Consider the following 26,064-nt stretch of genomic DNA (forward strand, 5'->3'; position numbering starts at 1 on the left):
TTGCATGGCTGTGCAATGCAGCGTTGTAATATATGTCACGAAACTGTCACCGAAATTTCGCGTTCGGTTTGATCCTTATTTAAGTCTTTGCGGGCACTTATCCGGAAACTCTCAACTGCCCAGGACCGCTCTATTGGCCTTCTTTTCGAATCTTCGGATCTCTCACCGCGTTCTTCTCCTTGCAATCCTGGCTTTTGCCGGGATCATCACGATCGCCGCGATTTTCCTCGCCCAGCGGCAGGTGGAGGCAGGTTACCGGACGACAGCGGAGCGATTGACCCAAAGCCAGATCGAAGTCGCCCAGATGTCGGCCGGAGTGCGCGACACGCTGCTCTGGGAACAGTATTTTCTCCTGCACAAGGACATGGCCGCGACCGAAAAATTTCAGGCCGCAATCACCGGCGTGCGCGCGGGCCTCGAAGGCCTGAAGGCGTCCGCCGGCACCGAACTTGTCGGTCAGCTCGATCAGTTGGGCAGTGGCCTGGTGACCTACGAGGCGGCCTTCGCGACGCTGGTCGCCGACAACCAGAACCTCGGTCTGGACCAGAACAACGGCCTCGAAGGCGCGATGCGCTCGGCGGTCCACTCGATCGAGGAACGGCTCCAGTCGGTCGAGCAGATCGACATCCGCGCCAGCATGTTGATGATGCGTCGGCACGAGAAGGATTTCATTCTCCGCCGCGACCCTTCCTATCTGGAAAAGCATTCGGCGGAAGCCGAAGTCTTCACCGCGCTGGTCAAGCAGGCCTTTCGCCCCGGCGCGCAGCGCAGCCGCGTCATGGATGCGCTGGAAGTCTATCGCACGGCCTTCAAGCTTTATGCCGAGGGCAGCCTCAAGGAGGCGACATCGGAACAGTCCGTTTCCACAGCCTATCAGGCGTTGGAGCCGCAGGTCGCGGCTGTCAGCACCGCCTATGAGACGCAGCGCGCCGCCACATTGGCCGAGAATGCGCGCGTCGCCGAACGCAACCTGATGATCGCAGCAGGTCTGGTCGCCGCAGCAATGGCGGCGCTCGCGGCGGGCGTCTGGCTGATCGGCCGCTCGATCACCCGCCCGGTCGTCGCCATGACCGGTGCGATGCGCGAACTGGCCGATGGCCGGACTGACATCGACATTCCCTCGCTGAACTGTCGCAACGAATTCGGCGCGATGGCCGGTGCGCTCGATACCTTCCGCCAGGCTGCGATCGCCAACCGGCGTCTCGAGGAGGAAGCGGCCGAAGCGCGCGCCAATGCCGAGGGCGAACGCCTGCGCCTGCAGCGTGAGGCCGAGGCTGATGCCCGCGAACGCCTGATGCAGGCGACCGAAGGTATCGCCGAGGGCCTGCGCCGCCTCGCCGCCGGCGACCTCGCCTTCGAACTGACCGAACCTTTCGCCCCTGATTTCGAAGCGCTGCGCAGCGACCTCAACCAGACGGTCGCGCGGCTGGCCGATGTCATGGCGTCGATCGCCCAGGCCAGCAATTCGATCCAGGGCGGCAGCCACGAGATCGCCGGCAGCGCCGACGATCTCTCCCGCCGCACCGAGCAGCAGGCCGCTTCGCTGGAAGAGACGGCTGCAGCGCTCGAAGAAATCACGGCCAATGTCGCCAACTCCTCGAAACGCTCGCAGGAAGCCCATCATCTGGCCAGTGATGCCAACAGTGCTGCGGTCCATACCCGCGCGCTCGTCGGCAATGCATTGGAGGCCATGCGCCGCATCGAGGGATCGTCTGAAAAGATTTCCGGCATTATCGGCGTGATCGACGAGATTGCCTTCCAGACCAACCTGCTTGCCCTGAATGCCGGTGTTGAAGCGGCACGGGCAGGGGAGGCGGGCCGTGGCTTCGCCGTTGTCGCGCAGGAAGTGCGGGCACTCGCCGGCCGCTCCGCCGATGCGGCGCGCGAGATCAAGCAGCTCATCCACGTTTCCGGCCAGGAAGTGAAGGATGGCGTACGCTCGGTGCGCGAGACCGGCGATGCGCTCAGCGGGATCGGAACACGGGTCGAGGCGATCAACGGCCAGGTCGAGGCGATCGCACTCTCGGCCCGCGAGCAGTCGGTTGGGCTCGCCGAGATCAACAGCGCGGTCAACCTGCTGGATCAGGGCACGCAGCAGAATGCCGCCATGGTAGAGGAGAACAACGCGGCGAGCGCACTCCTTATGGAGGAAGCCCAGCGCCTGCGCGAACTCGTCGGCATGTTCAAGATAGAGGCCGAAGGTGCAAGCACATCTGCGCGGTCCAACGGCAATCCGTCGCGGCATGTGCGGGCCGCTTGATGAGGCCCAAGTAATCGCAGGGCCGATGTTGTGCGGGACTGCGTTCCGCACACCGGTGTATTGCACGAATTTCGCCACAGTCTCTGCCACAATTAAGGCGTGTAAAGAGACGGAACCATCTTTCCGCGACCGTGTTGTTACTGCCAGAAGAAGAAAGGGAGATACAACATGCGTAAGACTCTGCTGGCCGCTTCAGCGGCTTTGATGGCCTTTTCCGGCGTGGCGTTCGCCCAAACCACCGTGATCACCCAGGAGCCGGTTACCACCAGTTCGACGGTTGTGATGCCAGGTGAAGTCCGTACCTATGTCATGGAACAGCCGGTTGAATCCGTACCCTATGAAGGTGACGTGCTTGTCGGCCGTGTACTGCCCGACACAGTTGAGGTCCGCCCCGTTCAGGGATATGACCAGTACGGCTATACGGTCATTAACGAGCGCCGCGTGATCGTCGATCCGCAGACCCACACTGTGATCCAGGTTCTCGAGTGATCGAATTCGGCATTGGATAAAAATAAGAATGAGGCCGGGACCACCTCGTGGTTCCGGCTTTCTCTATTGATCGACACCGAGCCGCCGAGCGCCTCCTGAGTGTTGCAGCAGGCGGATTTCCCCGCTATAGGCGATTTACCACAAGGACTCGGGTGAAACTCCCGGGTGGCTCTTCCGGCCGCCGATCCGCCGGACAACACAAAGCATCAGCCGCATTCACACACTGGATACGTCCTCCGGCGATGCGCGAATTTGTGCGATTTTCCATGACCAGTTTTGCAAATTACCGCCGCGAGTGGTTTTCCAACATCCGTGGCGATGTGCTGTCGGGCATCGTCGTTGCCCTTGCCCTTATTCCCGAGGCCGTAGGCTTTTCAATCATCGCCGGTGTCGATCCAAAAGTGGGGCTATTCGCCTCGGTCGCCATTGCCTGCACCACGGCGATTACCGGCGGTCGGCCCGCGATGATCTCTGCCGCCACGGCCGCGACCGCCGTCCTGATGGGGCCGCTCGTGCGCGACCACGGCATTGAATATCTCTTTGCGGCGACGCTTCTAATGGGCTTGTTGCAGATCATCGCCGGCATGCTGAAGCTCGGGCGACTGATGCGCTTCGTGTCGAAATCGGTGATGACCGGCTTCGTCAACTCGCTGGCGATCCTGATCTTCATGGCGCAACTGCCGCAGCTCACCAACGTGCCCAATGTCACCTATGTTCTGATCGCGGTGGCGCTCGCCGTTATCTATCTCTTTCCGCGCATCACCAGGGCGGTGCCGTCACCGCTCGTAGCGATCATCGTCATCACGATCATCACCCTCAGCCTCGGCATTCATGTGCCGACGGTGGCCGATCTCGGCGAGATGCCAACGGCCCTGCCAGTCTTTGCCCTGCCCGTGGTGCCTCTTACATTCGAGACGCTGCAGATCATCTTCCCCTATTCGCTGGCGCTTGCCGCCGTCGGACTTCTGGAATCGCTGCTGACTGCCCAGATCGTCGATGACATGACCGATACGACCAGCAGCAAGAGCCGCGAATGCGTCGGGCAGGGGACGGGCAACATCGTGTCGGGTCTTTTCGGCGGCATGGGCGGTTGCGCCATGATCGGCCAGTCGGTGATCAATGTGTCCTCCGGCGGTCGCGGACGGCTGTCGACCTTCGTTGCCGGAGCATTCCTGCTGATCCTGCTGCTCGTGCTGGACGACATCCTGCGCATCGTCCCCGTCGCCGCTTTGGTGGCGATCATGATCATGGTGTCGATCGGCACATTTTCTTGGAAGTCGATCCTCGACCTGAAGCGCAATCCCGGCACATCTTCGATCGTTATGCTAGCGACCGTCGCGACGGTTCTCGCCACGCACGACCTTTCCAAGGGCGTCATCGTCGGCGTTCTGCTCTCCGGCGTCTTTTTCGCCGGCAAGGTTGCCCGCATGTTCAATGTCTCGTCCGAACTCTCGACCGACGGCAAGTCCAGAGACTATGAGATCCAGGGGCAGCTCTTCTTCGCCTCGACCCAGAGCCTCATCCAGGCCTTCGACTTCGACGAGCCGCTGGAACGGGTCTCGATCGATGTCGGCCGGGCGCATCTGTGGGACATCTCGGCAGTCGGTGCGCTTGACCAGGTGGTGCTCAAGTTCCGCCGCCGTGGCGTCGAGGTCGAAGTGAAAGGCGCCAACGAGGCGAGCGCCAGCATGATCGACCGTTTTGCCCTGCATGACAAGGAACATGCCTCGCCGGCAGCGAGCACACATTGAGATAGAAAAAAAAAGGGCCCGGCAGGTGACTGCCGGACCCTTTGAAAGATGCGCGATCGGAAAGATCAGTCGTTCGCCGTGACCTTGACGCCGAGAACCTGCGGCAGCGTGTTCGGTGCGCCCATCGCAGCACCCATGATCATCGGTAGCGGAACGGCCTTTTCCGGCTCGGCGGTGACGGTCAGGCTACCCGGCTTGTCGATATAGGTGTTGACCGCCTCGCTCAGCATGTTCTGCAGTTCCGGAATGTTGTACTGCGCAAGGATCATCGGCGTCATCGCCTTGATCATCTGGGCCAACTGGTCGGCGGTCGTGTTCTGCTGTTTGGCCGCGACATCCAGCGCCTTTTCCGTGATGCCGGCATCCTCGAAGCGGATCATTGCGCTGTTGAAGCTCAGGCGCTGCATCAGGCCGAGCATGGCGAGATTTGCCGCCTGTGCGGCCTCTTCCTTGTTCGGGTTGGCTTCCATCGCGCGCGCCGTCTCGTTTGCCGAGCGGACGAAGTCCAGCGTGTAGCCGGACAGGCTGAACGCCATGTTCAGACGGCCGATATTGGCGAAATCGAATGCATATTCCTCGATTGCCAGCGTCCCCGGTTCCATGTCCCAGCTGCCCACCATGCTGACCTTGCCGTCGAGCGAGGTGATGCCGAGATCGGCGATCGTCTGGCGCGTCTTGGGATCCTGGATCGCTGCGACATCGCCCTTGATGTCGGTGACCTGAACGTCGAAGTCGACGGACTTCTCGTCTTCGGCGACTTCGGTCGTCAGCTTGGAGGAACCGATCGACATGATGCTCTTGCCGTCGACCTTGACGTCGAGCGGACCGGCAGTTGCTTCGTCATAAAGCAGCACGGATGCGAGCGTGTTGCCATTGACGTCGGCCGGCACCGTGACGCCGGTGAGCGAGATGTTCGAGGCCGTGACCTCGGCATTCTCCTGCTTGACGTCGATATTCTCGAAGGTCACGCTCTCGATCGTATAGCCGCCGCCATCTTCCTCGACGCCTTCCATTTCAATCGTGCCGAGCGGCAGGCTGCCCTGGTCGCCGCCAAGTTCGAAACGGCTGTTGGTCAGCGTCACGTCGGCGCCATTCACTTCGACCGATCCGGCAACGATGCCGGTGCCTTCCTGAACATAGAGGGCGCGGTTGAGCTTGTTGACGAGGTCGTTCCCGTCCAGCGCCAATGCCGGCGTCGCAAAAGCAACGAGAGCGGTTCCGGCCGCAAACAACTTGGCCGAGGGAGTGTAACGCATGAATATCCTCCTGGAGGGCAGGGATCCGCCCGTGAAATCAATGGCATTTATAGGTCGGGCTAATAAAACGTCCATGGCTTTGTGGGAAGGAGTTGCCGGCGTTTTTGTGGCAGGCCCGATCCGACATGCGCGCCGGCCAAGTTCTCCACAGCCAGATCTCCCCGCTTTCTTGCTGAAAACCGGGCTTTCGGCTAGTCAGGGAGCATGGGACAGATCGTGAATCCGCCCGGCGACGACGGCGGCGACAATATTCAACCGGTAGACCTGAAGGCAGCGCTTGAAGAGCGTTATCTTGCCTATGCTCTATCCACCATCATGCACCGCGCCCTTCCGGACGTGCGCGACGGCCTGAAGCCGGTCCATCGCCGCATCGTCTATGCGATGAGCGAGATGGGGCTTCGCCCGAACACCGCCTTCCGCAAATGCGCGAAGATCGTCGGCGAAGTGATGGGTAACTATCACCCGCACGGCGACCAGGCGATTTACGATGCGCTTGCGCGTCTGGCGCAGGATTTCTCGCTGCGCTATCCGCTGGTCAACGGCCAGGGCAATTTCGGTAACATCGACGGCGATAGCCCCGCTGCGATGCGTTACACCGAAAGCAAGATGACGGCAGTGGCCGAACTCTTGCTCGAAGGCATCGGCGAGGACGCGGTCGATTTTCGCGACACCTACGACGAGTCGAACTCCGAGCCGGTCGTTCTGCCCGGCGCCTTCCCGAACCTGCTCGCCAATGGCGCTTCAGGCATCGCGGTCGGCATGGCGACATCGATCCCGCCGCACAACGCCCATGAGCTCTGTGACGCGGCGCTGCATCTCATCCGGCATCCGGATGCGACGGTCGAAAAGCTGGTCGAATTCGTGCCTGGTCCGGATCTGCCGACCGGCGGCATCATCATCGACAGCCGCGAAAGCATCATCGAAAGCTACAGGACAGGCCGTGGCGGTTTCCGTGTTCGCGCCAAATGGGAGATCGAGGATCTCGGTCGCGGCGGCTACCAGATCGTCGTCACCGAAATTCCCTATCAGGTTCAGAAGTCGCGCCTGATCGAGAAAATTGCGGAACTACTGATCGCCCGCAAGCTGCCGCTGCTCGATGACATAAGAGACGAATCTGCCGAGGATGTTCGCGTCGTCATCGTGCCGAAGAGCCGCACGGTCGACGCGACGCTCCTGATGGAATCGATGTTCAAGCTCACCGAGCTTGAAAGCCGCATCCCGCTCAACATGAACGTTCTGTCCATGGGCCGCGTGCCCAAGGTGATGGCGCTCAACGAGGTGCTGGTCGAATGGCTGGCGCATCGCAAGGAAGTTCTTGTCCGCCGCTCACGCCATCGCCTTGCCGCGATCGACCGTCGCTTGGAAATCCTTGGCGGCCTGTTGATCGCCTATCTCAATATCGACGAGGTAATCCGCATCATCCGCGAGGAGGATGAGCCGAAGCAGGTTATGGTGGAGCGTTGGTCTCTCACCGATCTCCAGGTGGAATCGATCCTCAACATGCGGCTGCGCAATTTGCGCAAGCTCGAAGAGTTCGAGATCCGCACCGAACACGACAACCTCACCAAGGAAAAGGCCGGTATCGAAGCGCTGCTAGCGTCCGACGACAAGCAGTGGCGGATGATCGAGGTCGAGATCCAGGACGTCAAGAAGACCTATGCCAAGGCGACCGAACTCGGCCGCCGCCGCACCCAGTTTGCCGAAGCGCCGGAAGCCGATCTCGAAGCCATCCAGCAGGCGATGATCGAGAAGGAACCGATCACCGTCGTGATCTCGCAAAAGGGCTGGATCCGCGCGTTGAAGGGCCATGTCGCCGACACGTCGGGCCTCACCTTCAAGGAAGGCGACGGGCCGAAACTCGCGTTCCCGGCGCAGACGACCGACAAGCTGCTGCTCGTCACGACGGGTGGCAAGGCTTACACGCTCGGCGCCGACAAGCTGCCTGGCGGCCGCGGCCACGGAGAGCCGATCCGCATCATGGTGGACATGGAGAATGACCAGGACATCCTGACGGCCTTCGTCCATGATGCGAGCCGCAAGATGATCGTCGCATCGACCGCCGGCTACGGCTTCATCGTCGCCGAGAGCGAGATGGTCGCCAACACCCGCAAGGGCAAGCAGGTGATGAACGTGTCGATGCCGGACGAGGCCAAGCTCGTCGTGCCGGTGTCCGGCGACCATATGGCCATCGTCGGCGAAAACCGAAAGATGCTGGTATTCCCGCTGGAACAGCTGCCGGAAATGAGCCGCGGCAAGGGTGTTCGCCTGCAGCGTTACAAGGATGGCGGCATTTCCGACATCAAGTGCTTCTTGATGGAAGCAGGTCTTTCCTGGGAGGACAGCGCCGGCCGCGCCTTTAACCGCTCAAAGGACGAACTGCTCGAATGGATGGGCGACCGTGCAGCCGCCGGCCGCACGGTTCCGAAGGGCTTCCCGAGAAGCGGCAAGTTCGCCGGCTGACCTCGGGCCGAGGTCAGGTCCTGGCAAGCTGCTTGAGTGCGGCGTAATAATTCCTCATCGCCGTCCCGGCGATGAGGTGTTCACGATCCCGGTCACCGTTGCCGCGTGGTTCGACGACCTCGATATGCTCTGAATCCGAGCGTATCTCGACCAGATCGCCTTCCTTCCATCCGACTTTATCGAGATGCTTTTCCGGCAGGATGATGCCGTAGCCATCCCCGATCTTCTGGATGCTGACCTTCTCAATCATCGCCGTCCTCCAACGATGCAGGCGAGCTATCACATTCAAGGGGTGAGATATATGGCGTCAGCCGGACTGTACGGTCATCGATTCATTACTGCCCCGTGATCGCATCTGCCACAGGGCATGGCCGACAAGGGCGAGGATCAGAACCACGCCGCCGAGAAGGACACGGATATGGATCTCTTCGCCGAAGATCATCCACATCCAGACCGGTGCCAGCACAGTTTCCAGCAGATAGAACATTCCGACCTCGGGACCGGACAGATATTTCGGCCCGGTCGCAAGACACCAGAATGCGAGCGGCAGAACGAGGAGACCGTCGAGGAGCACCCAGAACGGGGCAGGGACGGTCGACAGCCCGCCGGCGTCCATCATAGCAAAACCAACGAAACCAGGAATGATGGTCGCGGCAAGTGGCACGAGGCCGAGGTTGGTGCCGCTCTTGCGGCCGATGGTGATTGCACCGGCCAGCAGAACGGCGGTCGCGATGGCGGAGAGGTTGCCCAGCAGCTCACCGGCGGCCAGTCCGCCGGATACGATCAGGCCAACGCCGAGTATCATCAGCGCCATGGTGATCGCCGTCGACCGTGAAAGGTGTTCCCTCAAGAAAAACCAGCCGAACAGGGCAGCAAACATTGGTGTGAAGGCAACGATGAAGACGACATTGGCCGTTGCCGTGTTGAACACGCCGCCGAGAAAGGTGATCGTCGAGAGACCGTAGCAGATCCCTGCGGCAAGCCCTGCCTTACCCGGCCGCAGCGCAGGGTTACGAGGATGAATGCACAGTATGACCAGCCAGACGAGGAAGCCGAGGATGAAGGTTGAGAGGCTGCGTAACGCGAGCGTCTGCCACAGTTCACCGCCTCCGAGGCGGACAAGCGGCACGTCGAAAGACAACGCCAGTCCCCCGACAAGCGCGAGCAGAAGTCCCGTCCTGTGATCACTCATCGAGCAGGGCTGCGATGGGATTGGGGTGAGGAACCGAACGTTCCCAGCCGCGCGCGGTCAGTTGCTCCTGCGGCTGATAGCGGGTCTTGTAGTCCATCTTGGGAGAGCCCTTGACCCAATAGCCGAGATAGACATGCGGAAGACCGAGCGATCTCGTCCGATTGATGTGGTCGAGGATCATGAAGGTGCCGAGCGAGCGCTTTTCCAGCTTCGGGTTGAAGAACGAATAGACCATCGAGAGCCCGTCGCTCATCATATCTGTGAGGGCCACCGCGATCAGTTCGCCTTTGGGCTGATCGCTGATGCCGGAACCCGGCGCTCGGATACGGTATTCGATAAGGCGGGTGTTCACATGGGTGTCTTCCACCATGATCGCGTAGTCGAGCGCCGACATGTCCGACATGCCGCCATGCTGGTGGCGGTCGTCCAGATAACGTCGGAAAAGGCCGAACTGCTCCGTCGAGGGCTGGGCCGGATGGACGATGGAGACGATGTCGCTGTTGGCAGTCAGAACGCGCTTCATCGACTTGGTCGGCTCGAATTCATTGGCAAGAATCCGCACGGAAACACAGGCGCGGCAGGCCTCACAGGCTGGGCGATAGGCAATGTTCTGGGAGCGCCTGAAACCGCCCTGGGTCAAGAGGTCGTTCATCTCGGCGGCGCGCGGCCCGACGAGATGTGTGAACACCTTGCGTTCCATTTCGCCCGGAAGATAGGGACAAACTGCCGGAGCCGTCAGATAGAACTGCGGTGAAGGCGTCGTCTGGGTATTCATCGAGTAGCGGCCGATCCCGTCATCGTTGTGATATTCGCACTACCATGGAGCATCCATGGAAAACGTCAACCATATGCGTAAGCACCTCGTCATGGGAGGCGCTTCGCGGCAAACAAAGCTGTGTGTTGCGACAAATCGAGGCCGCAGTCAGCCTGTGCGGGCAATGACGGTCCCGAGCAGCATGTCATGCACGAGGCGGGACCTTTCGGTGAACAGCCCAACTAGCAGGATGAGCGGCGTCAGGAAGGAATTGATCACCCAGAACAGGACGGTGTGAACAACGGCTGTCATGAAGTCCATTCGATGGCCATCCGTGCGCATCAGCGTGATGCCCATGGCGCGCATGCCGGGCGAAGCCTGCGAGGGGCCACCCAGCGTCATGCCGAAATAGAGAAGGGCAACTATGACGAACAGCGCCGGATAGAGCATGAAGCCCAAGCCGAGCGTCAGAATGCCGAGAAAGAATACGATCACCGCTGCCGGAATGCACAAGAGCAGGACGATCAGATAATCGAGGATGAAAGCGAAGACGCGACGGGAGAGAACGCCGCTATAGGCGCGCCAGTCCTCCGGTGCGGCATAGGTCGGGTTCGGATCGATGCTCATTGGTATGCGTCTCCTCGCGGAATAGAAACTCCCTCATAACATGGTGTGATATCCGGCGCTATTCAACCTGGGGCGGGGGCATCACAGCGGACAGCCCGACCAGGATTGAATCCTGACTCAAGCAGGACCTGTAGGCTCCAGGCGGACGAAACCCGAATTTCGGAGGTAGTCACCACCCACGAAGTGAAACCAGGGCGCCGGCCAGTTGTTGTGCCGTGCCACTCGCCGTCCTGGCGATAGGCCATGACTTTGCGCACGGATCCATCTTCCCCTTTCCAAGGGGCAATTCGATGGCGCCATGCGTCATGGTCGGCGACTGCGCATTTCAGATCTTCCTCAGGCAGATCCTGTCAGGGATAGAGACGAAGCCAAGCGAGAGGTCGTCATTTAGGCGGAGCGCAGCTTCAAAGACAGTTTATCGCCGGAAGAACGCGCGGATGACCGGGCGTTCTTGCAGCAATTTTGGTCTGAGGTGTTTCAACCCTTCGCGAGCTTCTGCGCCGCTTCGACAGCGAAATAGGTGAGAATGCCGTCGCAGCCGGCGCGCTTGAAGCAGAGAAGCGTCTCCATCATAATCCGCTCGCCGTCGATCCAGCCGTTCATTGCCGCTGCCTTGATCTGCGAATATTCGCCCGAGACCTGGTAGGCATAGGTTGGAAGGCCAAAAGCTTCCTTCACGCGCCAACAGATGTCGAGATAGGCGATGCCCGGCTTGACCATCATCATGTCGGCGCCTTCCTCGACATCGAGAGCGGCATCGCGCAGCGCCTCGGTGCCATTGGCGGGAGAGACGTAGTAGCTGTTCTTGTCGCCCTTCAAGAGGCCGCTCGTGTTGATCGCCTCGCGATACGGGCCGTAATACCCCGACGAAAACTTCGTTGCGTAGGACATGATGCCGACATCCTGGTGGCCGGCGGCATCCAGACCACGGCGGATCGCCCCGATCCGGCCGTCCATCATTTCCGAAGGCGCTATGATGTCCGCACCCGCATCGGCCTGCAGGATCGCGGCCCTGACGACCTGGTCGACTGTTTCGTCATTGATGATGATGCCGTCGCGCAGGATTCCGTCATGCCCATGGCTGGTGAACGGGTCGAGCGCCACGTCGGTGATGACGCCGATATTCGGCACCGCCTTCTTGATGGCGGCCGTCGCCTGATTGATCAGGTTGTCGGCGACGAGGCTCTGGGAACCGGTGACGTCGCGAAGCTCCATCTCGATATCGGGGAAGGTGGCGATCGCCGGGATGCCCAGATCGGCCGCTTCCTTCACCGCCTCGACAGCCTTGTCGATGCTCATCCGGTTGACGCCGGGCATGGCCTTGATCGGGTCGACAATGCCGGTGCCGGGCACGATGAAGATTGGCCAAATGAAGTCATCCGCCGTCAGCCGGTTCTCCTGCACCATGCGCCGGGTCCAGTCGGCCTTGCGATTGCGCCGCATGCGGCGATGGCCGGTGACTTCGTCGACGATATGGGTCTTGTCCATGGTGGATGCTCCAATATTCCGTGTTGGATCGGTCATTAGCACGCGACAAGTTGTTTATGAATGACCCAACATCCGCATTGCAGCCATGCGTCCCGCTGGCGGCTTGTGCTGAGCGCCTATATGATTGCTCCTGATGGAACCTGATTCACCCTCGGCGCCCCGGCGCTCGCTGACCGAGATCCTTTTCGTCCTCTTCCTGAGGATGATTGCCGTCACCTGTTTCTGGTTCGGCCTGCAGTATTGGGCGATGCTCGTCGGCTATTCGCTGGATGGCCGGGCCCGTTTCGATCTCCTGAACCTCCCATGGCGTGTCACGGCGCCGGCACTTGCCGTGCTTTTCCCGGTCGCCTCGCTCGGGCTCTGGCTGGTGACGTCCTGGGGCGCGGTGCTCTGGGCAATTGCCGCGATCATCCAGGTTTTGATGTATGTGGTGTGGGCCGATCTCTTCGGACACAACCGGCTTGTGCCGATTTTGCATGTCCTAGTGGCGAGCCTCTACATCGTTTTCCGGCTGTCATTATGGCTAGAAGAGCGCCGCAAGGAGGAGCGGATAAGGATTGATTTACCATGACGTTAAAGGGTTTTGCCTCGAAATTGACGCGAGAAATCACCATAAGTAATTGATTTTTATGGCTGCGAATTTGGAAGGGCTGATGGTGGTCCATAGACCGCACAAAAGCGAAAATGCAGGTAGGTATTTGTTAAGCAAGTGTTTTAAGTCGAATTTTATGCGCATTCGATAGGGTCTGTCTCAAGGCGGGAAGAAACAAACACACCGCCAAACAAAACAGTGAGGCAGTCATGATGAACACGAAGCTCAAGCCGCAGGCAGCGGCAATCGCAGACCAGCAGGAAGACACCATTCGCGGTCTTTACATGGAATCCCTGCACCTGGTGGAACGTCTCCACCGCCGTCTTCTGGACGTTATCAAGGACGAGTTCGACCGTCAGGGTCGCGACGACGTCAACGCCGTCCAGGCACTTCTTCTCTTCAATATCGGCAATTCCGAACTGACCGCCGGCGAACTCCGCTCGCGCGGTTACTACCTCGGCTCCAACGTTTCCTACAACGTCAAGAAGCTGGTCGACCTGGGCTTCATCAACCACGCCCGTTCGCGCATCGACCGTCGCTCGGTCCGCATCAGCCTGACCGAGGAAGGCCAGGAAATTGCCGAGACCGTTTCCAAGCTCTATGAGCGCCACATCGGTTCGATCGAAAAGGTCGGCGGTATCGGCGAGGGTGAGTTCTCCCAGATGAACAAGCTGCTCCAGCGCCTCGATCGCTTCTGGAACGACTCGATCGCCTACCGGATGTAATTCTGGACGTGACGGCATGAGCCCCTGAACCACCGGGGGCGGGCGACACTCCATTTCCTCCAGTCGGTGCAGTGGCCTGTGAGATCGTAGCGGAACGCAGGAATGCGTGCCGCTACGCTCGTTTGCGTTGCGGCGACACCGGATAAAAAGATCAGCCGCCCACCGCCTTGATGCGGGTGAGGTCCACGATCACTTCCTGCCACGCAGTCGGACGGTATCCTCGCACCTGTTCCGGCCATTCGCAGATGCCATCTCTGTTGACGTAACCCACCCATTGCGCACTGGCCAGATGATCGAACATCAGGAAAACCAGCCTTTCAGCCGGGAGGTTGGATGCCGAATTCCATTTCATAAGTTCCCCCGCATATATATTTGAAGTGCGAACGATAATCCGGACAGCTTGCTTGAAACTGGCGATTTCGCCAGCGGGGCGCTCGGGCAGCAAGTCGAGTGGCACTCCAGGTCCCGGCCTGGCTGTGGCCAAATCTCATCATTGTCGCCAAAACAGGAAAATCCGTTAGCCGACTGCCGAAAATGCTCCGGATCGGCACGCCGCTTGCTTTGCGTCACCCATCAAACTCAAGGGGTGACACATGCAACAAACTATCGCCAAGCCGGAAGGCAACACGCTTTTCCCGATCGTCCTTTCCATCGTCGCGGCCGCCGCAACTGGCGTGCTCTGGGCCTATGCCAATCCGATCCAGCTCGTCCCGGGTGTGATCCAGTGGCGCATCTTCGCGTTTCTTCCGCCGCTCGTGGGCATCATGCTCGGCTGGAAGAGCGGTTTCATCTGCGGCTATCTCGGCACGATCGTCTGGTCGCTGCTTGCCGGCACCTTCATTCCTGCCCATTCGCTGATCGTCGACGGCATCATGGTCGGCCTCACCGGCCTTGTTCCGGGCCTGCTCTTCGATCCCGCCAAGACGGTTTTCGATCGCACGACGCTGATTAAAATTGCGGCAGCATGCCTTATTGTTGGTCTCGTCATGGTAGTTGCGGTTTCGGCAAGCCTGGCTTATCTCGGCATCTTCCCGTTCTGGTGGGCTGTCGGCTATCTCGGCCTGTCGGATATCGTGCCGATGCTGATCGGAACGCCGCTTCTGGTCGTTCCGGCGCTGAAGATCCTGAAGAGCGCCCATCCGGCCGGTTTCACCCGCTTCTAAGGACTTCGCAGTTTCGTGCTTGATATCAATAATCTGAATATTGGCTTCGGTGCTGACGTGTCCGTCATCACCGAAGCCAATCTGCATCTTGAAAAGGGAGCAAGGCTTCTCGTCTGCGGCGCGGCCGGCAGCGGCAAGTCCACCCTAATGAATGTGATTGCCGGCGTCGTCCCGACACTGGTCACGCCACCCGCCTATGCGGGAGAAGTGAAGCTGCATGGCAGGACGCTTGCCGAATTCGGCAAGGACCAGTGGTTCATGGCGGTTGCGAGCCTTGCCCAGAATGCCGAGGACCAGCTCTGGGATCTCGGCGTCGAGGACCTGATCGCCTTTCCCCTGGAAAACCGCGGCGTTCCGAAAGCCGAGATCCGCGCCCGTGTTGCTGAACTCATCATCGAACTCGAGATCGAACAGCTGCGAGGCCGGCGTGTGCTGACACTCTCCGGCGGCGAGCGGCGGATGGTTGCGATTGCCGCCGCCATCGCCGCAAAACCTGAAATTCTTGTGCTCGACGAGCCGACGACCGGCCTTGATCCGGCGGCCCGCCAGCGCCTCGTGCGGCTGATCAAAAAGCTCGCAGCCGATCTTTCCGGCGTCGTCATTGCCGAACAGGACCCCGCCTCGCTGCAGGCCGTGGTCGATCGCGTGGCGCTCCTGCAGTATGGCAGCCTGTCGGCCCCGGTCGCCGCCGGCTCCATCATGGGGCAGGCCGCGCCCTGGGAGTCCGCGGGCATCCTGCCACCACAGCGCCGTCGATCGCAGAAGGCCGAGGCGACGCCAGGTCGTCCGCTTCTGTCCGTCAGCGGCGTGAAGACGGAACTGAAACGCGCCGATGGTCGTGCCGTGCTGGAAGATGTCGGGCTCGAGCTGCGTGCCGGCGAGATTGTCGGGCTTGTCGGCCGCAACGGTGCCGGTAAGACGACGCTGTTCCAGTCGATCCTCGGACTGGCGAAGATGAAATCCGGCACGATTTCCATAGACGGCGAGGCGGCCAATGGCTGGACACCGGCGCGGCGCGCGCGGTCGATCGGCTACCTGCCGCAGAACATGCGGCGCATCCTGTTCAACATGACCGTCGTCGAAGAGGTGCTGTTTGCCATGACCGGCGGCGCATCCGGCGGTGCGTCCGCTGATAATCGCGACAAGGCGACCGCCGTTCTCGGTCGATACGGTCTTGCCGATCTGGCCGAGGCCAACCCGTTTGCGCTGTCTGCACGCCAGCAGGCTTTGCTCGGTTTGGCTTGCGCGGAAGCCGCTTCGGTAAAGATCGCCATTCTCGACGAGCCGCTTCTCGCCCGCGACATGCAGGGCAGGCGGCTTCTGGAAAACTTCCTCTCGACCATGACGGCGTCAGGTCGTTCGGTCCTGCTCATCTCGCATGATCTGGAACTGATCGACGATGTCACATCCCGGACGCTGATCCTTGAACAGGGCCGGATGGCCTTTGATGGCGAGAGCACGACCGCTTGGCAAAGTGCTGCCTTTGCGGCACTGGGCTGGCCGGCACCCTATGCAGAAAGCGAGGCGGCGGCATGACCGTGCTTCACGACCTCAATTTCTTCGTCAAGCTGGCACTGGCTTTCCTCGTCATGCTCGCCGCTTGGCTCGTGCCGGGCTGGGTCTACGGCGTCCCGCTTGCGATTGCCGCCGTACTGTTCCTGCGCTTTTCGGGCACGCCCGGTTTCAAGGCCTATCTCAAGGGCGCGACACTGCTGACGCTGCTCGTCATCGCAAGCTGGGTTCTCAATCTCTCGATCCAGGGCATGGCGATAGGGGAGGCGGCACTGGTCGCGCTCGGCATGGCAGCGCGTCTGGTCACGACCACGGCGGCCTTCTTCTTCGTCATGGAGACCAGCACGCCCGGTTCGATCCTTGCCGCCTGCAGCGCGCTGCGCCTGCCGCCGATCGTCACGCTCGTCCTCTCGCTCACTTTCGGTATGATCCCGATGCTGCGCGAGGATTTCGAGCGTATCGCCGATGCCCAGCGTGCCCGCGGCATGGAGATCGACGATGTGTCGTTCCCGACCCGGCTGCGCTTCGCGCTCGCCCGCGGCGTGCCGCTTCTGGTGCAGGCGATCCGCACCGCCCATGCCATTTCCCTCTCGCTCTCCGTCTACGGCTTCGACCTGAAGAAAAAGCGCACGACATGGCGTAATGTCGGCCTTCTCGTCGAGCCGCGCCTTCCCATCAAGGATGAAAGAAAATGACCTCCGAAACTTCCCCCATCACCGGCGAAACCTGGAAGCTTGACGTCGCCGGTTATGATGTCCACCTGCCGATCGTCGCGATCAAGCCGGACTTCGCCATTTCGCTGATGATGGTGATCGACCTCGGCGTCAAATTCGGTGAGCATGTCGGCAAAAAGCTCGCCGAACAGCTCGCACCGTTGAAGCCGGACGTGATCGTTGGCGCCGCGACGCTCGGCATTCCGGTGGCGATGGAAGTGACGCGCGCGCTCGGTCTCGACAATTACGTCATCCTGCAGAAATCGCCCAAAATCCATCTCGGCGATGCGCTGGTGCAGACCATCTCGTCGATCACCTCGAAGGGCGAACAGCGTCTGCTTCTCGACCGCCAGGCGATCCCGCTGATCGCCGGCAAGCGCGTGGTCGTCGTCGATGACGTCGTGGCCTCCGGTTCCAGCATCAAGGGCTCGGTCGATCTGGTGCGTGCGGCCGGCGGCGATATCGTCGGTATCGGCGTTATCCTGACCGAGGCGAAGGACTGGCAGGAGGTGCTTGGCGAGGATGCCAAGCTCATCCATAGCCTCGCCCATATTCCGCAGTTCTCCAAGGCGGCGGGCCAGGCGGACGGTAAGTGGGAGCCGATCCCCGAGACCTTTCTCTGATATGAGGCAAGTTTAATCGTTGTCGGCATAAAGGTCACAGCGCCACACGGCTTTGTGACCCATCGTTTGCTGACACGAATTGGCCATATTGCTATCGGACACGGCGTGTTCAAGCAATTGGTAAAATTGGCTTCCGAAGCTGCGACGGGCACGGTTTTAACTGACTGGGTCCGCTTGGCTTTTGCGCCTTTTTAACCATATCCCTGTAGCGCTGATGTGTTGACCGGGAACAGATGGATAGGATGATGTCGAAAAAGATCGGGTCTGAAATTCTCTCGCGCCGTTCCCTTCTGCGGTCGGCGGTATCCGCCGGTGCGGCGGCCCTTGCTGTTCCGGCACTGGCCCAGAGCCCCATCGACTCGCTGATCAACGCGCCGCGTCGCGGCAGCTGGGACGATCAGTTCGATGCGCGCGGCTCGCGCACGGCAGTCGGCGTCGTCTCCAACAATCCGATCCTCGGCCCGGAAGGCCCGGCCAATATCCAGCAGGCGATCTTCGCCTATCAGCAGATCGTCTCGAACGGCGGCTGGCCGGAAGTGCGCTCGTCCACCCGCCTGCAGCTCGGCGTCGTTGATCAGGGCGTGCAATTGCTGCGTCAGCGTCTGATGATCGCGGGTGACCTCGATCAATCCGCCGGCATGTCGAATTCCTTCGACAGCTATGTCGATGGCGCGGTCAAGCGCTTCCAGGCCCGCCATGGCCTGCCGGCTGACGGCGTGCTCGGCGAGTTTTCCGTCAAGGCGATGAACATTCCAGCCCAGACGCGTCTGGCGCAGCTCGAGACCAATCTCGTGCGCCTACAGTCCATGTCCGGCGATCTTGGTTCTCGCTACGTCATGGTCAACATTCCGGCCGCTTATGTTGAAGCCGTCGAGAACGACCGCGTCGCGCTGCGCACCAACGCTGTCGTCGGCCGTATCGACCGCCCGACCCATGCGATCAATTCGAAGATCTACGAGGTCATCCTCAATCCTTACTGGACCGCGCCGCGCTCGATCGTTGAAAAAGACATCGTTCCGCTGATGCGCAAGGATCCGACTTACCTCACACGCAACAACATCCGTCTGATCGATGGTCGCGGCCAGGAAGTTGCCCCGGATACGGTCGATTGGTTCGCACCCAAGGCGCCGAACTTCATGTTCCGCCAGGATCCGGGCAAGATCAACGCGATGGCATCGACGAAGATCAACTTCCACAACCCGAACAACGAATACATGCACGACACGCCCCAGCAGGGCCTGTTCAACAAGCTGATGCGCTTCGAATCCTCGGGTTGCATGCGTATCCAGAACGTGCGCGACATGATCACCTGGCTGCTGCGCGACACGCCTGGCTGGTCGCGTCAGGACATCGAGCGCGTCATTGCTGCGCGTCAGAACACGCCGATCAAGCTCGCCCAGGAAGTGCCGGTCTACATCGTCTACGTGACGGCGTGGTCGGCCAAGGACCAGGTCGTACAGTTCCGTGACGACATCTATGAGCGCGACGGCAACCAGGAGCTCGCGCTGCAGACCACGACCGGCGTAGAGCGCGCTTCCGGTCCGATCACCGAACAGGACATGCTGCCGCAATAAGCTGGCTGCCATTCTCTGCAATTAATGCCCGGTGTTCGAAAGGAACGCCGGGCATTTGCATTTTGGACCAAGACAAGGCTCCGACGTCGCGGTGGGCGTCGCCCGTGAATGTGATCGGTGCTCATTTCGGTTGTCTTTTGGCATTCTTACTTTAGTCTTCGCTTGGGGATAAGGCGGAGCGGGCGATGTCGCGGTACCTCTCATGCACGGGTATGATAGGCTTGGTGCTGGCGATGCTGTCTTCGCCATTTTCTTCTGTTCTTGCCGCCGATTTTGATCAGGCGCGGCTCGCGCCGCAACGCGAATGGGCGGTGATCGTCAGCCCCTATGTCTGGGCCGGTTCGCTCAAGGGCAATGCTTCCCTTGCCGGTTTAGATACCGATGTCGATGTCCCGTTCCCACATATTTTTGACCATCTCGATTTGGCAGTGATGGGCAATATCGAGGTGACCAACGGCAAGTGGGGCGTCTATTTCGACGGCGAGCATGTGCGCACCTCCCAGGACGAGGAAGTGCTGTCGAACGAACTCGGCCTGGAAGTCCGCACTACCTGGTTGGCGGTCGGCGCCTTCTACCAGATCTACGAGCAGGAACTCGGCGGCGATACGGTGTTTGGTCGGCCGCGGACTTTGTCGCTCGAACCGACCGCGGGTGTCAGGTGGACGAAGCTCGAGGCGGATGTTTCATTCCTCGGGTTTCGGTCGAACAAGAGTGCGGACTGGACCGATCCGTTTGTCGGCCTGCGTGTGAATGCCGACCTGACCGAACGCTGGAACCTCTTCGCCGAGGCAGACATCGGTGGCTTTGGTGTCGGTTCGCGGCTGAGTGTCAATGCCCAGGCCTATTTCGGTTATCGAACCGTGATGCTCGGCCGGCCGACCATCCTGAGGTTCGGATATCGCGCTCTCTATCAGGACTATGAGAACGATGATTTCACCCGGGTCAACAAGTTCCGCTGGGACGTGACCCAGCATGGGCCGGTAATCGGCTTTTCCATGCGGTTCTGACCAAGTGCCGCATCGCTGCCAATTGGGGAGTATTGCAGATGAATGTCTCTCACTTCCATGTTTCCAAGGTCGCGACTACCGCATTCAGCGTCGTCGCCCTGAGCTTGGTACCCGTCGCGCAGGCCTGCACCCGCTTCGTCTATCACGGTGTCGATGGCCAGGTGATCACCGCCCGTTCCATGGACTGGAAGAGCGACATGGCGACCAATCTCTGGGTTCTCCCGAAAGGAATGGAGCGCAGCGGTGAGGCCGGGCCGAACTCAATATCGTGGATATCGAAATACGGCAGTGTCGTTGCCACCGGCTATGATGTCTCGACGACCGACGGGGTCAACGAGGCGGGGCTTGAGGCCAACCTGCTCTGGCTTGTCGAGTCGCAATATCCGCCCTTCAGCAAGGACAGCAAGCCGGGTCTGACGATTGCTGCCTGGGCGCAATATGCTCTCGACAATTTCGCGACTGTCGAAGAGGCAGTGGCAGCACTCAAGAGCGAGCCGTTCACGATCGTTACCGATAGTGTGCCAGGAGAAGATAGGCTGACGACCTTGCACCTGTCGCTGTCGGACGCATCCGGTGACAGCGCGATTATAGAATATATCGATGGCAGGCAGGTCATCCACCATGATCGCAGTTATCAGGTCATGACCAATTCGCCGATCTTCGATCAGCAGCTGGCGTTAAACACCTATTGGAAGCAGATCGGCGGCACCGTCATGCTGCCCGGCACCAACAGGGCAGCCGACCGCTTTGCGCGTGCTTCGTTCTACGTCAATGCGATTCCGAAATTCGAGGATCCGAACCGCGCCATTGCCAGCGTCTTCAGCATCATACGCAATGTCTCCGTGCCCTTCGGCCTCATGACGCCGGACGAGCCGAACATTTCCTCGACCCGCTGGCGCACGGTCTTTGACCACAGGCGCAAGCTCTACTTTTTCGAATCGGCGCTGACGCCCAATACCTTCTGGGTGGATTTGAAGGCGATCGACTTTGCCGCCGGCGCCAAGGTGATGAAGCTTGATCTCGGCCCCGATCAGGATCACACATACTCCGGTGATGCGACGCACGATTTCATTGAAGCAGATCCGTTTCATTTTCTCGGATTGCGAACCTGATCATTTCCGCGACTCTTTGCGTTGAAACGCAGTAGGGCGAGCAAATGTCGCTCTCCGTATTGCCCTCGTGCGGGCAGGGCGCTAAGACGCGTGACACCGCCTGACATCCTTCTCGAGGAGCCTCGTCCATGTCGAATACCGAAGCATTCTTCTCCCGTCCGCTTGCCGAAACCGATCCTGAAATCTTTGGCGCGATCGAGAAGGAGCTGGGTCGTCAGCGCCACGAGATCGAACTGATCGCCTCGGAAAACATCGTGTCCCGCGCCGTGCTCGAAGCCCAGGGCTCGATCATGACCAACAAGTACGCTGAAGGTTATCCGGGCAAGCGCTATTACGGCGGCTGCCAGTTCGTCGATATCGCCGAAGAACTCGCGATCGAGCGTGCCAAGAAGCTGTTCGGCGTCAACTTCGCCAACGTTCAGCCGAATTCGGGTTCGCAGATGAACCAGGCCGTTTTCCTGGCGCTTTTGCAGCCGGGCGACACCTTCATGGGTCTCGACCTCAACTCCGGTGGCCACCTGACCCACGGTTCGCCGGTCAACATGTCCGGCAAGTGGTTCAACGTCGTCTCCTACGGCGTTCGTCAGGACGACAACCTGCTCGACATGGACGACGTTGCCGCCAAGGCACGCGAACACAAGCCGAAGCTGATCATCGCCGGCGGCACCGCCTATTCCCGCATCTGGGACTGGAAGCGTTTCCGCGAGATCGCCGATGAGGTCGGCGCCTATCTGATGGTCGACATGGCCCACATTGCCGGTCTCGTTGCCGGTGGCCAGCATCCGTCGCCGTTCCCGCATTGCCATGTTGCCACCACCACGACCCACAAGTCGCTGCGCGGCCCGCGCGGCGGCGTGATCCTCACCAACGACGAGGATCTGGCGAAGAAGTTCAACTCGGCCGTTTTCCCGGGACTGCAGGGCGGTCCGCTGATGCATATCATCGCCGCCAAGGCCGTCGCCTTCGGTGAAGCGCTGCAGCCCGACTTCAAGGACTACGCAGCCCAGATCGTCAAGAACGCCAAGGCTCTTTCCGAGACGCTGGTTGCCGGCGGCCTCGACATCGTCTCGGGCGGCACCGACAACCACCTGATGCTGGTCGACCTGCGCAAGAAGAACGCCACCGGCAAGCGCGCCGAGGCAGCTCTCGGTCGCGGCTACATCACCTGCAACAAGAACGGCATCCCCTTCGATCCGGAAAAGCCCTTCGTCACCTCGGGCGTCCGTCTCGGCACGCCTGCCGGCACGACCCGTGGCTTCAAGGAAGCCGAGTTCAAGGAGATCGGCAATCTGATCGTCGAAGTGCTCGATGGCCTCAAGACTGCCAATTCCGATGAGGGCAATGCTGCCGTCGAAGCCGCAGTTCGCGAAAAGGTCGTCGCCCTGACGAACCGTTTCCCGATGTACCCCTACCTGTAAGAACGAGGAGACGGCATGCGCTGCCCCTTCTGCGGCTCTGAAGATACCCAGGTCAAGGATTCGCGCCCGGCGGAGGATTTCACCTCCATCCGCCGGCGGCGTATCTGCCCGGACTGTGCCGGCCGCTTCACCACTTTCGAACGCGTGCAGTTGCGCGAGCTGATGGTGCTGAAAAAGACCGGTCGCAAGGTGCCGTTCAACCGCGACAAGCTGGTGCGCTCCTTCCAGATCGCGCTGCGCAAGCGCCCGGTCGATGCCGAGCGCATCGAGCGGGCCGTGTCCGGCATCGTCCGCCGGCTGGAAAGCTCCGGCGAGGCGGAAATCTCGTCCGAGCAGATCGGCCTGCAGGTGCTCGAAGCCTTGAAAAGCCTCGATGACGTAGGCTTCGTGCGCTACGCGTCGGTTTATCGCGATTTCTCCCATGCGGATGACTTCGAGAAGGTGATCCAGGAGATCAGCGCCAAGATTGCCCGTGACCCGGGGCTAGAAGCGTGACGAGCGCCGCCGACGACCGGCGTTTCATGGCGGCAGCCCTCAGGCTGTCGCGATGGAATACCGGGCTGACGGCAACCAATCCTTCCGTCGGCTCGATCGTGGTCAAGGACGGCAAGATCGTCGGCCAGGCGGTGACCGCCCGGGGTGGCCGCCCTCATTCCGAAACTCAGGCCCTGGCTGTCGCGGGTGAGAAGGCGAGGGGAGCGACGGTCTATGTGACGCTCGAACCCTGCTCCCATCACGGACGCACACCCCCTTGCGCCAATGCGCTGGTGGCCGCGGGCGTTTCCCGCGTCGTTGTCTGCCTCAACGATCCCGATCCGCGGGTCTCCGGACGTGGCTTTGCCATCCTGCGTGAAGCGGGGATCGAGGTGGAAACCGGGCTTCTGGAGGACGAGGGGCGCCGCGCGCTCGCCGGTTACCTCGCGCGCCAGACGAAGGGTCGCCCCTATGTGACTCTGAAACTTGCGGTTTCCGCTGATGGCATGATCGGCCGCCGTGGCGAGGAACTGGCGATCACCGGTCCGCAGACCCGCGCCCAGGTGCATGTCATGCGGGCCGAAAGTGACGCGATCCTGGTCGGCATCGGCACGGCGCTTGCCGATGATCCCGAGCTGACCGTGCGTTTGTCCGGGCTCGAAAATCGCTCGCCGCTGCGCATTGTCCTCGATCGCCGGCTCGAGCTGCCGACGAGCTCGAGGCTCGTTGCATCCGCCGACACGGTGCCAGTCGTTGCGGTCACCGACCCATTCTGCGAGACGCATCCTTCCAACGAGGCCAGACTGCGGACACTGATGTCCGCCGGCGTCGAAATCCTGCAATCGGCCGACCTTTCCGAGCTTTTGACCAATCTGGCAACGCGCGGCATCTCGTCGCTGATGGTCGAGGGGGGCGCGCAGGTGGCGAGGGGCTTCCTGGATGCCGGTCTCGTCGACCGTGTCGTGCTCTTCCAGTCGGATGTTGCGGTCGGCAGGGACGGGCTTGAATCGCCGCTCACCCCATCCAATATGCCAGCCGAGTTTCAGCGCGTAAGGGAAGGCCGTTTCGGCGCCGACCGCTGCTTCGAATATGAAAGAGGCCTTTGATGTTCACCGGTATCGTCACCGACGTCGGCACGGTTGCCGATCTGACCCCTCTCGATGAGGGCGTGAAGCTCCGCATCACCACGAATTATGATCCGAAAACGATCGATATGGGGGCTTCCATCGCCCACGGTGGTGTCTGCCTGACGGTGACGACGCTTCCCGAGGACGGCAGCAACGAGCGCTGGTTTGAGGTCGAAGCCTGGGAAGAGGCGCTGCGCCTGACGACGATCGCGTCCTGGACCAAGGGCACGCGGGTCAATCTCGAGCGGGCGCTGAAGATCGGCGACGAACTCGGCGGCCATATCGTCTCGGGCCATGTCGACGGCAAGGCGGAAATCCTGTCGGTCGAGCACGAAGGCGAGGCAGTCCGCATCCGCCTGCGTGCGCCAGAAAGCCTGGCTCGCTTCGTCGCGCCGAAGGGTTCCGTCGGCCTCGACGGCACGTCCTTGACGGTGAACGCCGTCGAAGGCGCCGATTTCGACGTTCTCTTGATCCGCCACACGCTTGCTGTGACCACCTGGGGCGACCGCAAAGCGGGCGATTTCGTCAATTTCGAAGTCGACACGATGGCGCGTTACGCGGCACGACTTGCCGAGTTTCCCGCACGCGCCTGAGTGCCCAACCCATGGGGCCGATCGTCCGTGTGGCGACCGCAAGGAACGGTATGCCGGCTCGCCATGCGTGGCAGGCAACGCTGTGTCCGTTGAAAATCGCTTGCCAACCGCCTCAGAGCGTGTTTTGACCGCGCCAATGATGAGGTCCGTTCGCTTAGGGCCTGATAATATGCCCGATATATGAAGGTGATCCATGTCGCTTGAAACCGCTCCTCACATCCTGATCGTCGAAGCACGCTTCTACGACGACATGGCCGACGCTCTGCTCGATGGCGCGACGACGGCTCTCAAGGAGGCAGGCGCGACTTACGATGTGATCACCGTTATGGGCGCGCTCGAAATCCCGCCGGCGATTGCCATGGCGCTCGATGCAGCCGAACAGGGCGGTACGGAATATGACGGTTTCGTTGCGCTCGGCATGGTCATCCGCGGCGAGACCTATCATTTCGACATCGTTTCGAACGAGTCCTGCCGTGCTCTGATGGATCTCGCCGTGTCGGAATCGCTCGCTCTCGGCAACGGCATCATGACCGTCGAAAACGAAGAACAGGCCTGGGCTCGTGCCCGCCGTTCGGAAAAGGACAAGGGCGGCTTCACGGCCCGCGCCGCGCTGACCATGATCGCGCTTCGCGAAAAGCTGAATGGTGCGCGCTGATGTCTAACGAGCAGGAAAAGCAGGGCCAGGACAAGCTGGTGAAGTCGGTCAACCAGCGTGGCGCAGCGCGCCTTGCTGCCGTGCAGGCGCTTTACCAGATGGATATCGGTGGAACCGGCGTGCTGGAAGTCGTTGCCGAATACGAGGCCCATCGTCTCGGTCAGGAACTGGATGGCGACACCTACCTGAAAGCTGATCCGTCCTGGTTCCGCTCGATCGTCTCTGGCGTCGTGCGTGACCAGACCAAGATCGACCCGGTCATCCGCTCCTCGCTGCAGGAAGACTGGCCGCTGTCGCGTCTCGATTCCACGCTTCGCGCCATCCTGCGTGCCGGCACGTTCGAGATCCTCGAACGCAAGGACGTTCCGGTGCCGGTGATCGTCACAGAATATGTCGAGATCGCCCGTGCCTTCTTTGAGGAGGACGAGCCGCGCATCGTCAACGCGGTTCTCGACCGTATCGCCAAGCAGGTTCGCGGCGACGCCAAGAAATAAGCAGG

The 26,064-nt window shown here is 60.8% G+C and carries 26 protein-coding genes and 1 other annotated feature; of the genes, 19 read left to right on the plus strand and 7 right to left on the minus strand.

Translation table 11 applies throughout. The features are described from left to right. The first annotated feature begins 133 nt into the window (after nt 1-133). From BM216_RS21665 to BM216_RS21675, 3 genes are all read left to right on the plus strand, one after another. Nucleotides 134-2,260, plus strand: a complete 2,127-nt coding sequence (locus BM216_RS21665; protein WP_244530259.1) for a methyl-accepting chemotaxis protein — start codon at nt 134-136, stop codon at nt 2,258-2,260. Nucleotides 2,261-2,428: 168 nt separating this feature from the next. Continuing rightward, on the plus strand, nt 2,429-2,749 hold the full coding sequence (locus BM216_RS21670) for a DUF1236 domain-containing protein (protein ID WP_093001305.1): 321 nt from the start codon (nt 2,429-2,431) through the stop codon (nt 2,747-2,749). 141 nt (nt 2,750-2,890) lie between these two features. Next, nucleotides 2,891-2,948: a sequence feature (sul1 is cis-regulatory element that is thought to sense ions involved in sulfur or methionine metabolism; They are found in Alphaproteobacteria), on the plus strand. A 67-nt stretch (nt 2,949-3,015) separates the two neighbouring features. Beyond that, nucleotides 3,016-4,500, plus strand: coding sequence for a SulP family inorganic anion transporter (locus BM216_RS21675; protein ID WP_210217059.1), 1,485 nt, complete (start codon nt 3,016-3,018; stop codon nt 4,498-4,500). Between the two features lie 65 nt (nt 4,501-4,565). On the opposite strand, the gene BM216_RS21680 is transcribed toward BM216_RS21675, so the two are convergent. Then, nucleotides 4,566-5,756, minus strand: coding sequence for a hypothetical protein (locus BM216_RS21680; RefSeq protein WP_093001307.1), 1,191 nt, complete (start codon nt 5,754-5,756; stop codon nt 4,566-4,568). Nucleotides 5,757-5,960: 204 nt separating this feature from the next. Between BM216_RS21680 and parC the strand changes: the two genes are divergently transcribed. After that, entirely contained in the window at nt 5,961-8,216 is a 2,256-nt protein-coding gene (gene parC, locus BM216_RS21685; RefSeq protein ID WP_093001308.1) for a DNA topoisomerase IV subunit A, read from the plus strand. 13 nt (nt 8,217-8,229) lie between these two features. On the opposite strand, the gene BM216_RS21690 is transcribed toward parC, so the two are convergent. The 5 genes from BM216_RS21690 to hemB all read right to left on the minus strand — a co-directional run bounded on the left by BM216_RS21690 (nt 8,230) and on the right by hemB (nt 12,277). Then, the gene (locus BM216_RS21690) at nt 8,230-8,466 is read right to left on the minus strand and encodes an AbrB/MazE/SpoVT family DNA-binding domain-containing protein (RefSeq protein ID WP_093001309.1); all 237 of its coding nucleotides are present in this window, start codon (nt 8,464-8,466) and stop codon (nt 8,230-8,232) included. A 57-nt stretch (nt 8,467-8,523) separates the two neighbouring features. Beyond that, nucleotides 8,524-9,408 carry a DMT family transporter gene (locus BM216_RS21695; RefSeq protein ID WP_093001310.1) on the minus strand — a complete coding sequence of 295 codons (885 nt, stop codon included), beginning with the start codon at nt 9,406-9,408 and terminating at the stop codon, nt 8,524-8,526. Then, nucleotides 9,401-10,183: an arginyltransferase gene (locus BM216_RS21700; RefSeq protein WP_093001311.1), complete on the minus strand. Its 783-nt coding sequence runs from the start codon at nt 10,181-10,183 to the stop codon at nt 9,401-9,403. The genes BM216_RS21695 and BM216_RS21700 overlap by 8 nt, the downstream gene beginning before the upstream one ends. A gap of 147 nt (nt 10,184-10,330) precedes the next feature. Continuing rightward, nucleotides 10,331-10,789, minus strand: coding sequence for an RDD family protein (locus tag BM216_RS21705; RefSeq protein ID WP_093001312.1), 459 nt, complete (start codon nt 10,787-10,789; stop codon nt 10,331-10,333). A gap of 477 nt (nt 10,790-11,266) precedes the next feature. Further along, nucleotides 11,267-12,277, minus strand: a complete 1,011-nt coding sequence (gene hemB, locus BM216_RS21710) for a porphobilinogen synthase (RefSeq protein WP_093001313.1) — start codon at nt 12,275-12,277, stop codon at nt 11,267-11,269. Between the two features lie 133 nt (nt 12,278-12,410). Between hemB and BM216_RS21715 the strand changes: the two genes are divergently transcribed. Together BM216_RS21715 and BM216_RS21720 are read left to right on the plus strand one after the other, a co-directional pair. Then, nucleotides 12,411-12,848: a DUF6163 family protein gene (locus BM216_RS21715; protein WP_093001314.1), complete on the plus strand. Its 438-nt coding sequence runs from the start codon at nt 12,411-12,413 to the stop codon at nt 12,846-12,848. Nucleotides 12,849-13,081: 233 nt separating this feature from the next. After that, nucleotides 13,082-13,594: a transcriptional regulator LdtR gene (locus BM216_RS21720; protein WP_093001450.1), complete on the plus strand. Its 513-nt coding sequence runs from the start codon at nt 13,082-13,084 to the stop codon at nt 13,592-13,594. A 151-nt stretch (nt 13,595-13,745) separates the two neighbouring features. Here BM216_RS21720 and BM216_RS21725 read toward each other — a convergent pair whose 3' ends face one another. Beyond that, on the minus strand, nt 13,746-14,039 hold the full coding sequence (locus BM216_RS21725; RefSeq protein ID WP_143102819.1) for a hypothetical protein: 294 nt from the start codon (nt 14,037-14,039) through the stop codon (nt 13,746-13,748). 148 nt (nt 14,040-14,187) lie between these two features. Here BM216_RS21725 and BM216_RS21730 point away from each other — a divergent pair, with 148 nt between their 5' ends. From BM216_RS21730 to nusB, 13 genes are all read left to right on the plus strand, one after another. Beyond that, nucleotides 14,188-14,757 (plus strand): aminotriazole resistance protein, encoded by a 570-nt coding sequence (locus tag BM216_RS21730; protein WP_093001316.1) that lies wholly within the window; start codon nt 14,188-14,190, stop codon nt 14,755-14,757. Nucleotides 14,758-14,772: 15 nt separating this feature from the next. Then, nucleotides 14,773-16,293 (plus strand): ABC transporter ATP-binding protein, encoded by a 1,521-nt coding sequence (locus BM216_RS21735; protein WP_093001317.1) that lies wholly within the window; start codon nt 14,773-14,775, stop codon nt 16,291-16,293. Continuing rightward, nucleotides 16,290-16,964, plus strand: coding sequence for an energy-coupling factor transporter transmembrane component T family protein (locus BM216_RS21740; RefSeq protein WP_093001318.1), 675 nt, complete (start codon nt 16,290-16,292; stop codon nt 16,962-16,964). The genes BM216_RS21735 and BM216_RS21740 overlap by 4 nt, the downstream gene beginning before the upstream one ends. After that, a complete protein-coding gene (locus BM216_RS21745) occupies nt 16,961-17,605 on the plus strand; it encodes a phosphoribosyltransferase family protein (RefSeq protein WP_093001319.1) in 645 nt (214 codons plus the stop codon). Before BM216_RS21740 ends, BM216_RS21745 begins: the two co-directional genes overlap by 4 nt. Nucleotides 17,606-17,850: 245 nt before the next feature. Further along, nucleotides 17,851-19,179 (plus strand): L,D-transpeptidase family protein, encoded by a 1,329-nt coding sequence (locus BM216_RS21750; RefSeq protein ID WP_093001320.1) that lies wholly within the window; start codon nt 17,851-17,853, stop codon nt 19,177-19,179. Nucleotides 19,180-19,412: 233 nt separating this feature from the next. Next, nucleotides 19,413-20,186 carry a porin family protein gene (locus BM216_RS21755; protein WP_244530260.1) on the plus strand — a complete coding sequence of 258 codons (774 nt, stop codon included), beginning with the start codon at nt 19,413-19,415 and terminating at the stop codon, nt 20,184-20,186. A 38-nt stretch (nt 20,187-20,224) separates the two neighbouring features. Next, nucleotides 20,225-21,298, plus strand: a complete 1,074-nt coding sequence (locus tag BM216_RS21760; RefSeq protein WP_093001322.1) for a linear amide C-N hydrolase — start codon at nt 20,225-20,227, stop codon at nt 21,296-21,298. Nucleotides 21,299-21,426: 128 nt separating this feature from the next. After that, nucleotides 21,427-22,716 (plus strand): serine hydroxymethyltransferase, encoded by a 1,290-nt coding sequence (gene glyA, locus BM216_RS21765; protein ID WP_093001323.1) that lies wholly within the window; start codon nt 21,427-21,429, stop codon nt 22,714-22,716. A 15-nt stretch (nt 22,717-22,731) separates the two neighbouring features. Further along, a complete protein-coding gene (nrdR, locus tag BM216_RS21770) occupies nt 22,732-23,211 on the plus strand; it encodes a transcriptional regulator NrdR (protein WP_093001324.1) in 480 nt (159 codons plus the stop codon). Continuing rightward, nucleotides 23,208-24,296, plus strand: a complete 1,089-nt coding sequence (gene ribD / locus BM216_RS21775; protein WP_280141696.1) for a bifunctional diaminohydroxyphosphoribosylaminopyrimidine deaminase/5-amino-6-(5-phosphoribosylamino)uracil reductase RibD — start codon at nt 23,208-23,210, stop codon at nt 24,294-24,296. The genes nrdR and ribD overlap by 4 nt, the downstream gene beginning before the upstream one ends. Beyond that, nucleotides 24,296-24,910 (plus strand): riboflavin synthase, encoded by a 615-nt coding sequence (locus BM216_RS21780; RefSeq protein ID WP_093001325.1) that lies wholly within the window; start codon nt 24,296-24,298, stop codon nt 24,908-24,910. The genes ribD and BM216_RS21780 overlap by 1 nt, the downstream gene beginning before the upstream one ends. A 193-nt stretch (nt 24,911-25,103) precedes the next feature. Then, complete coding sequence (ribH, locus tag BM216_RS21785) at nt 25,104-25,565, plus strand: 6,7-dimethyl-8-ribityllumazine synthase (RefSeq protein WP_093001326.1); 462 nt, start codon at nt 25,104-25,106, stop codon at nt 25,563-25,565. Continuing rightward, the gene (gene nusB, locus BM216_RS21790; RefSeq protein ID WP_093001327.1) at nt 25,565-26,059 is read left to right on the plus strand and encodes a transcription antitermination factor NusB; all 495 of its coding nucleotides are present in this window, start codon (nt 25,565-25,567) and stop codon (nt 26,057-26,059) included. The genes ribH and nusB overlap by 1 nt, the downstream gene beginning before the upstream one ends. Nucleotides 26,060-26,064: the final 5 nt, after the last annotated feature.

This window comes from Rhizobium sp. NFR07 (assembly GCF_900111905.1).
In the GTDB taxonomy this organism is placed as follows: domain Bacteria; phylum Pseudomonadota; class Alphaproteobacteria; order Rhizobiales; family Rhizobiaceae; genus Neorhizobium.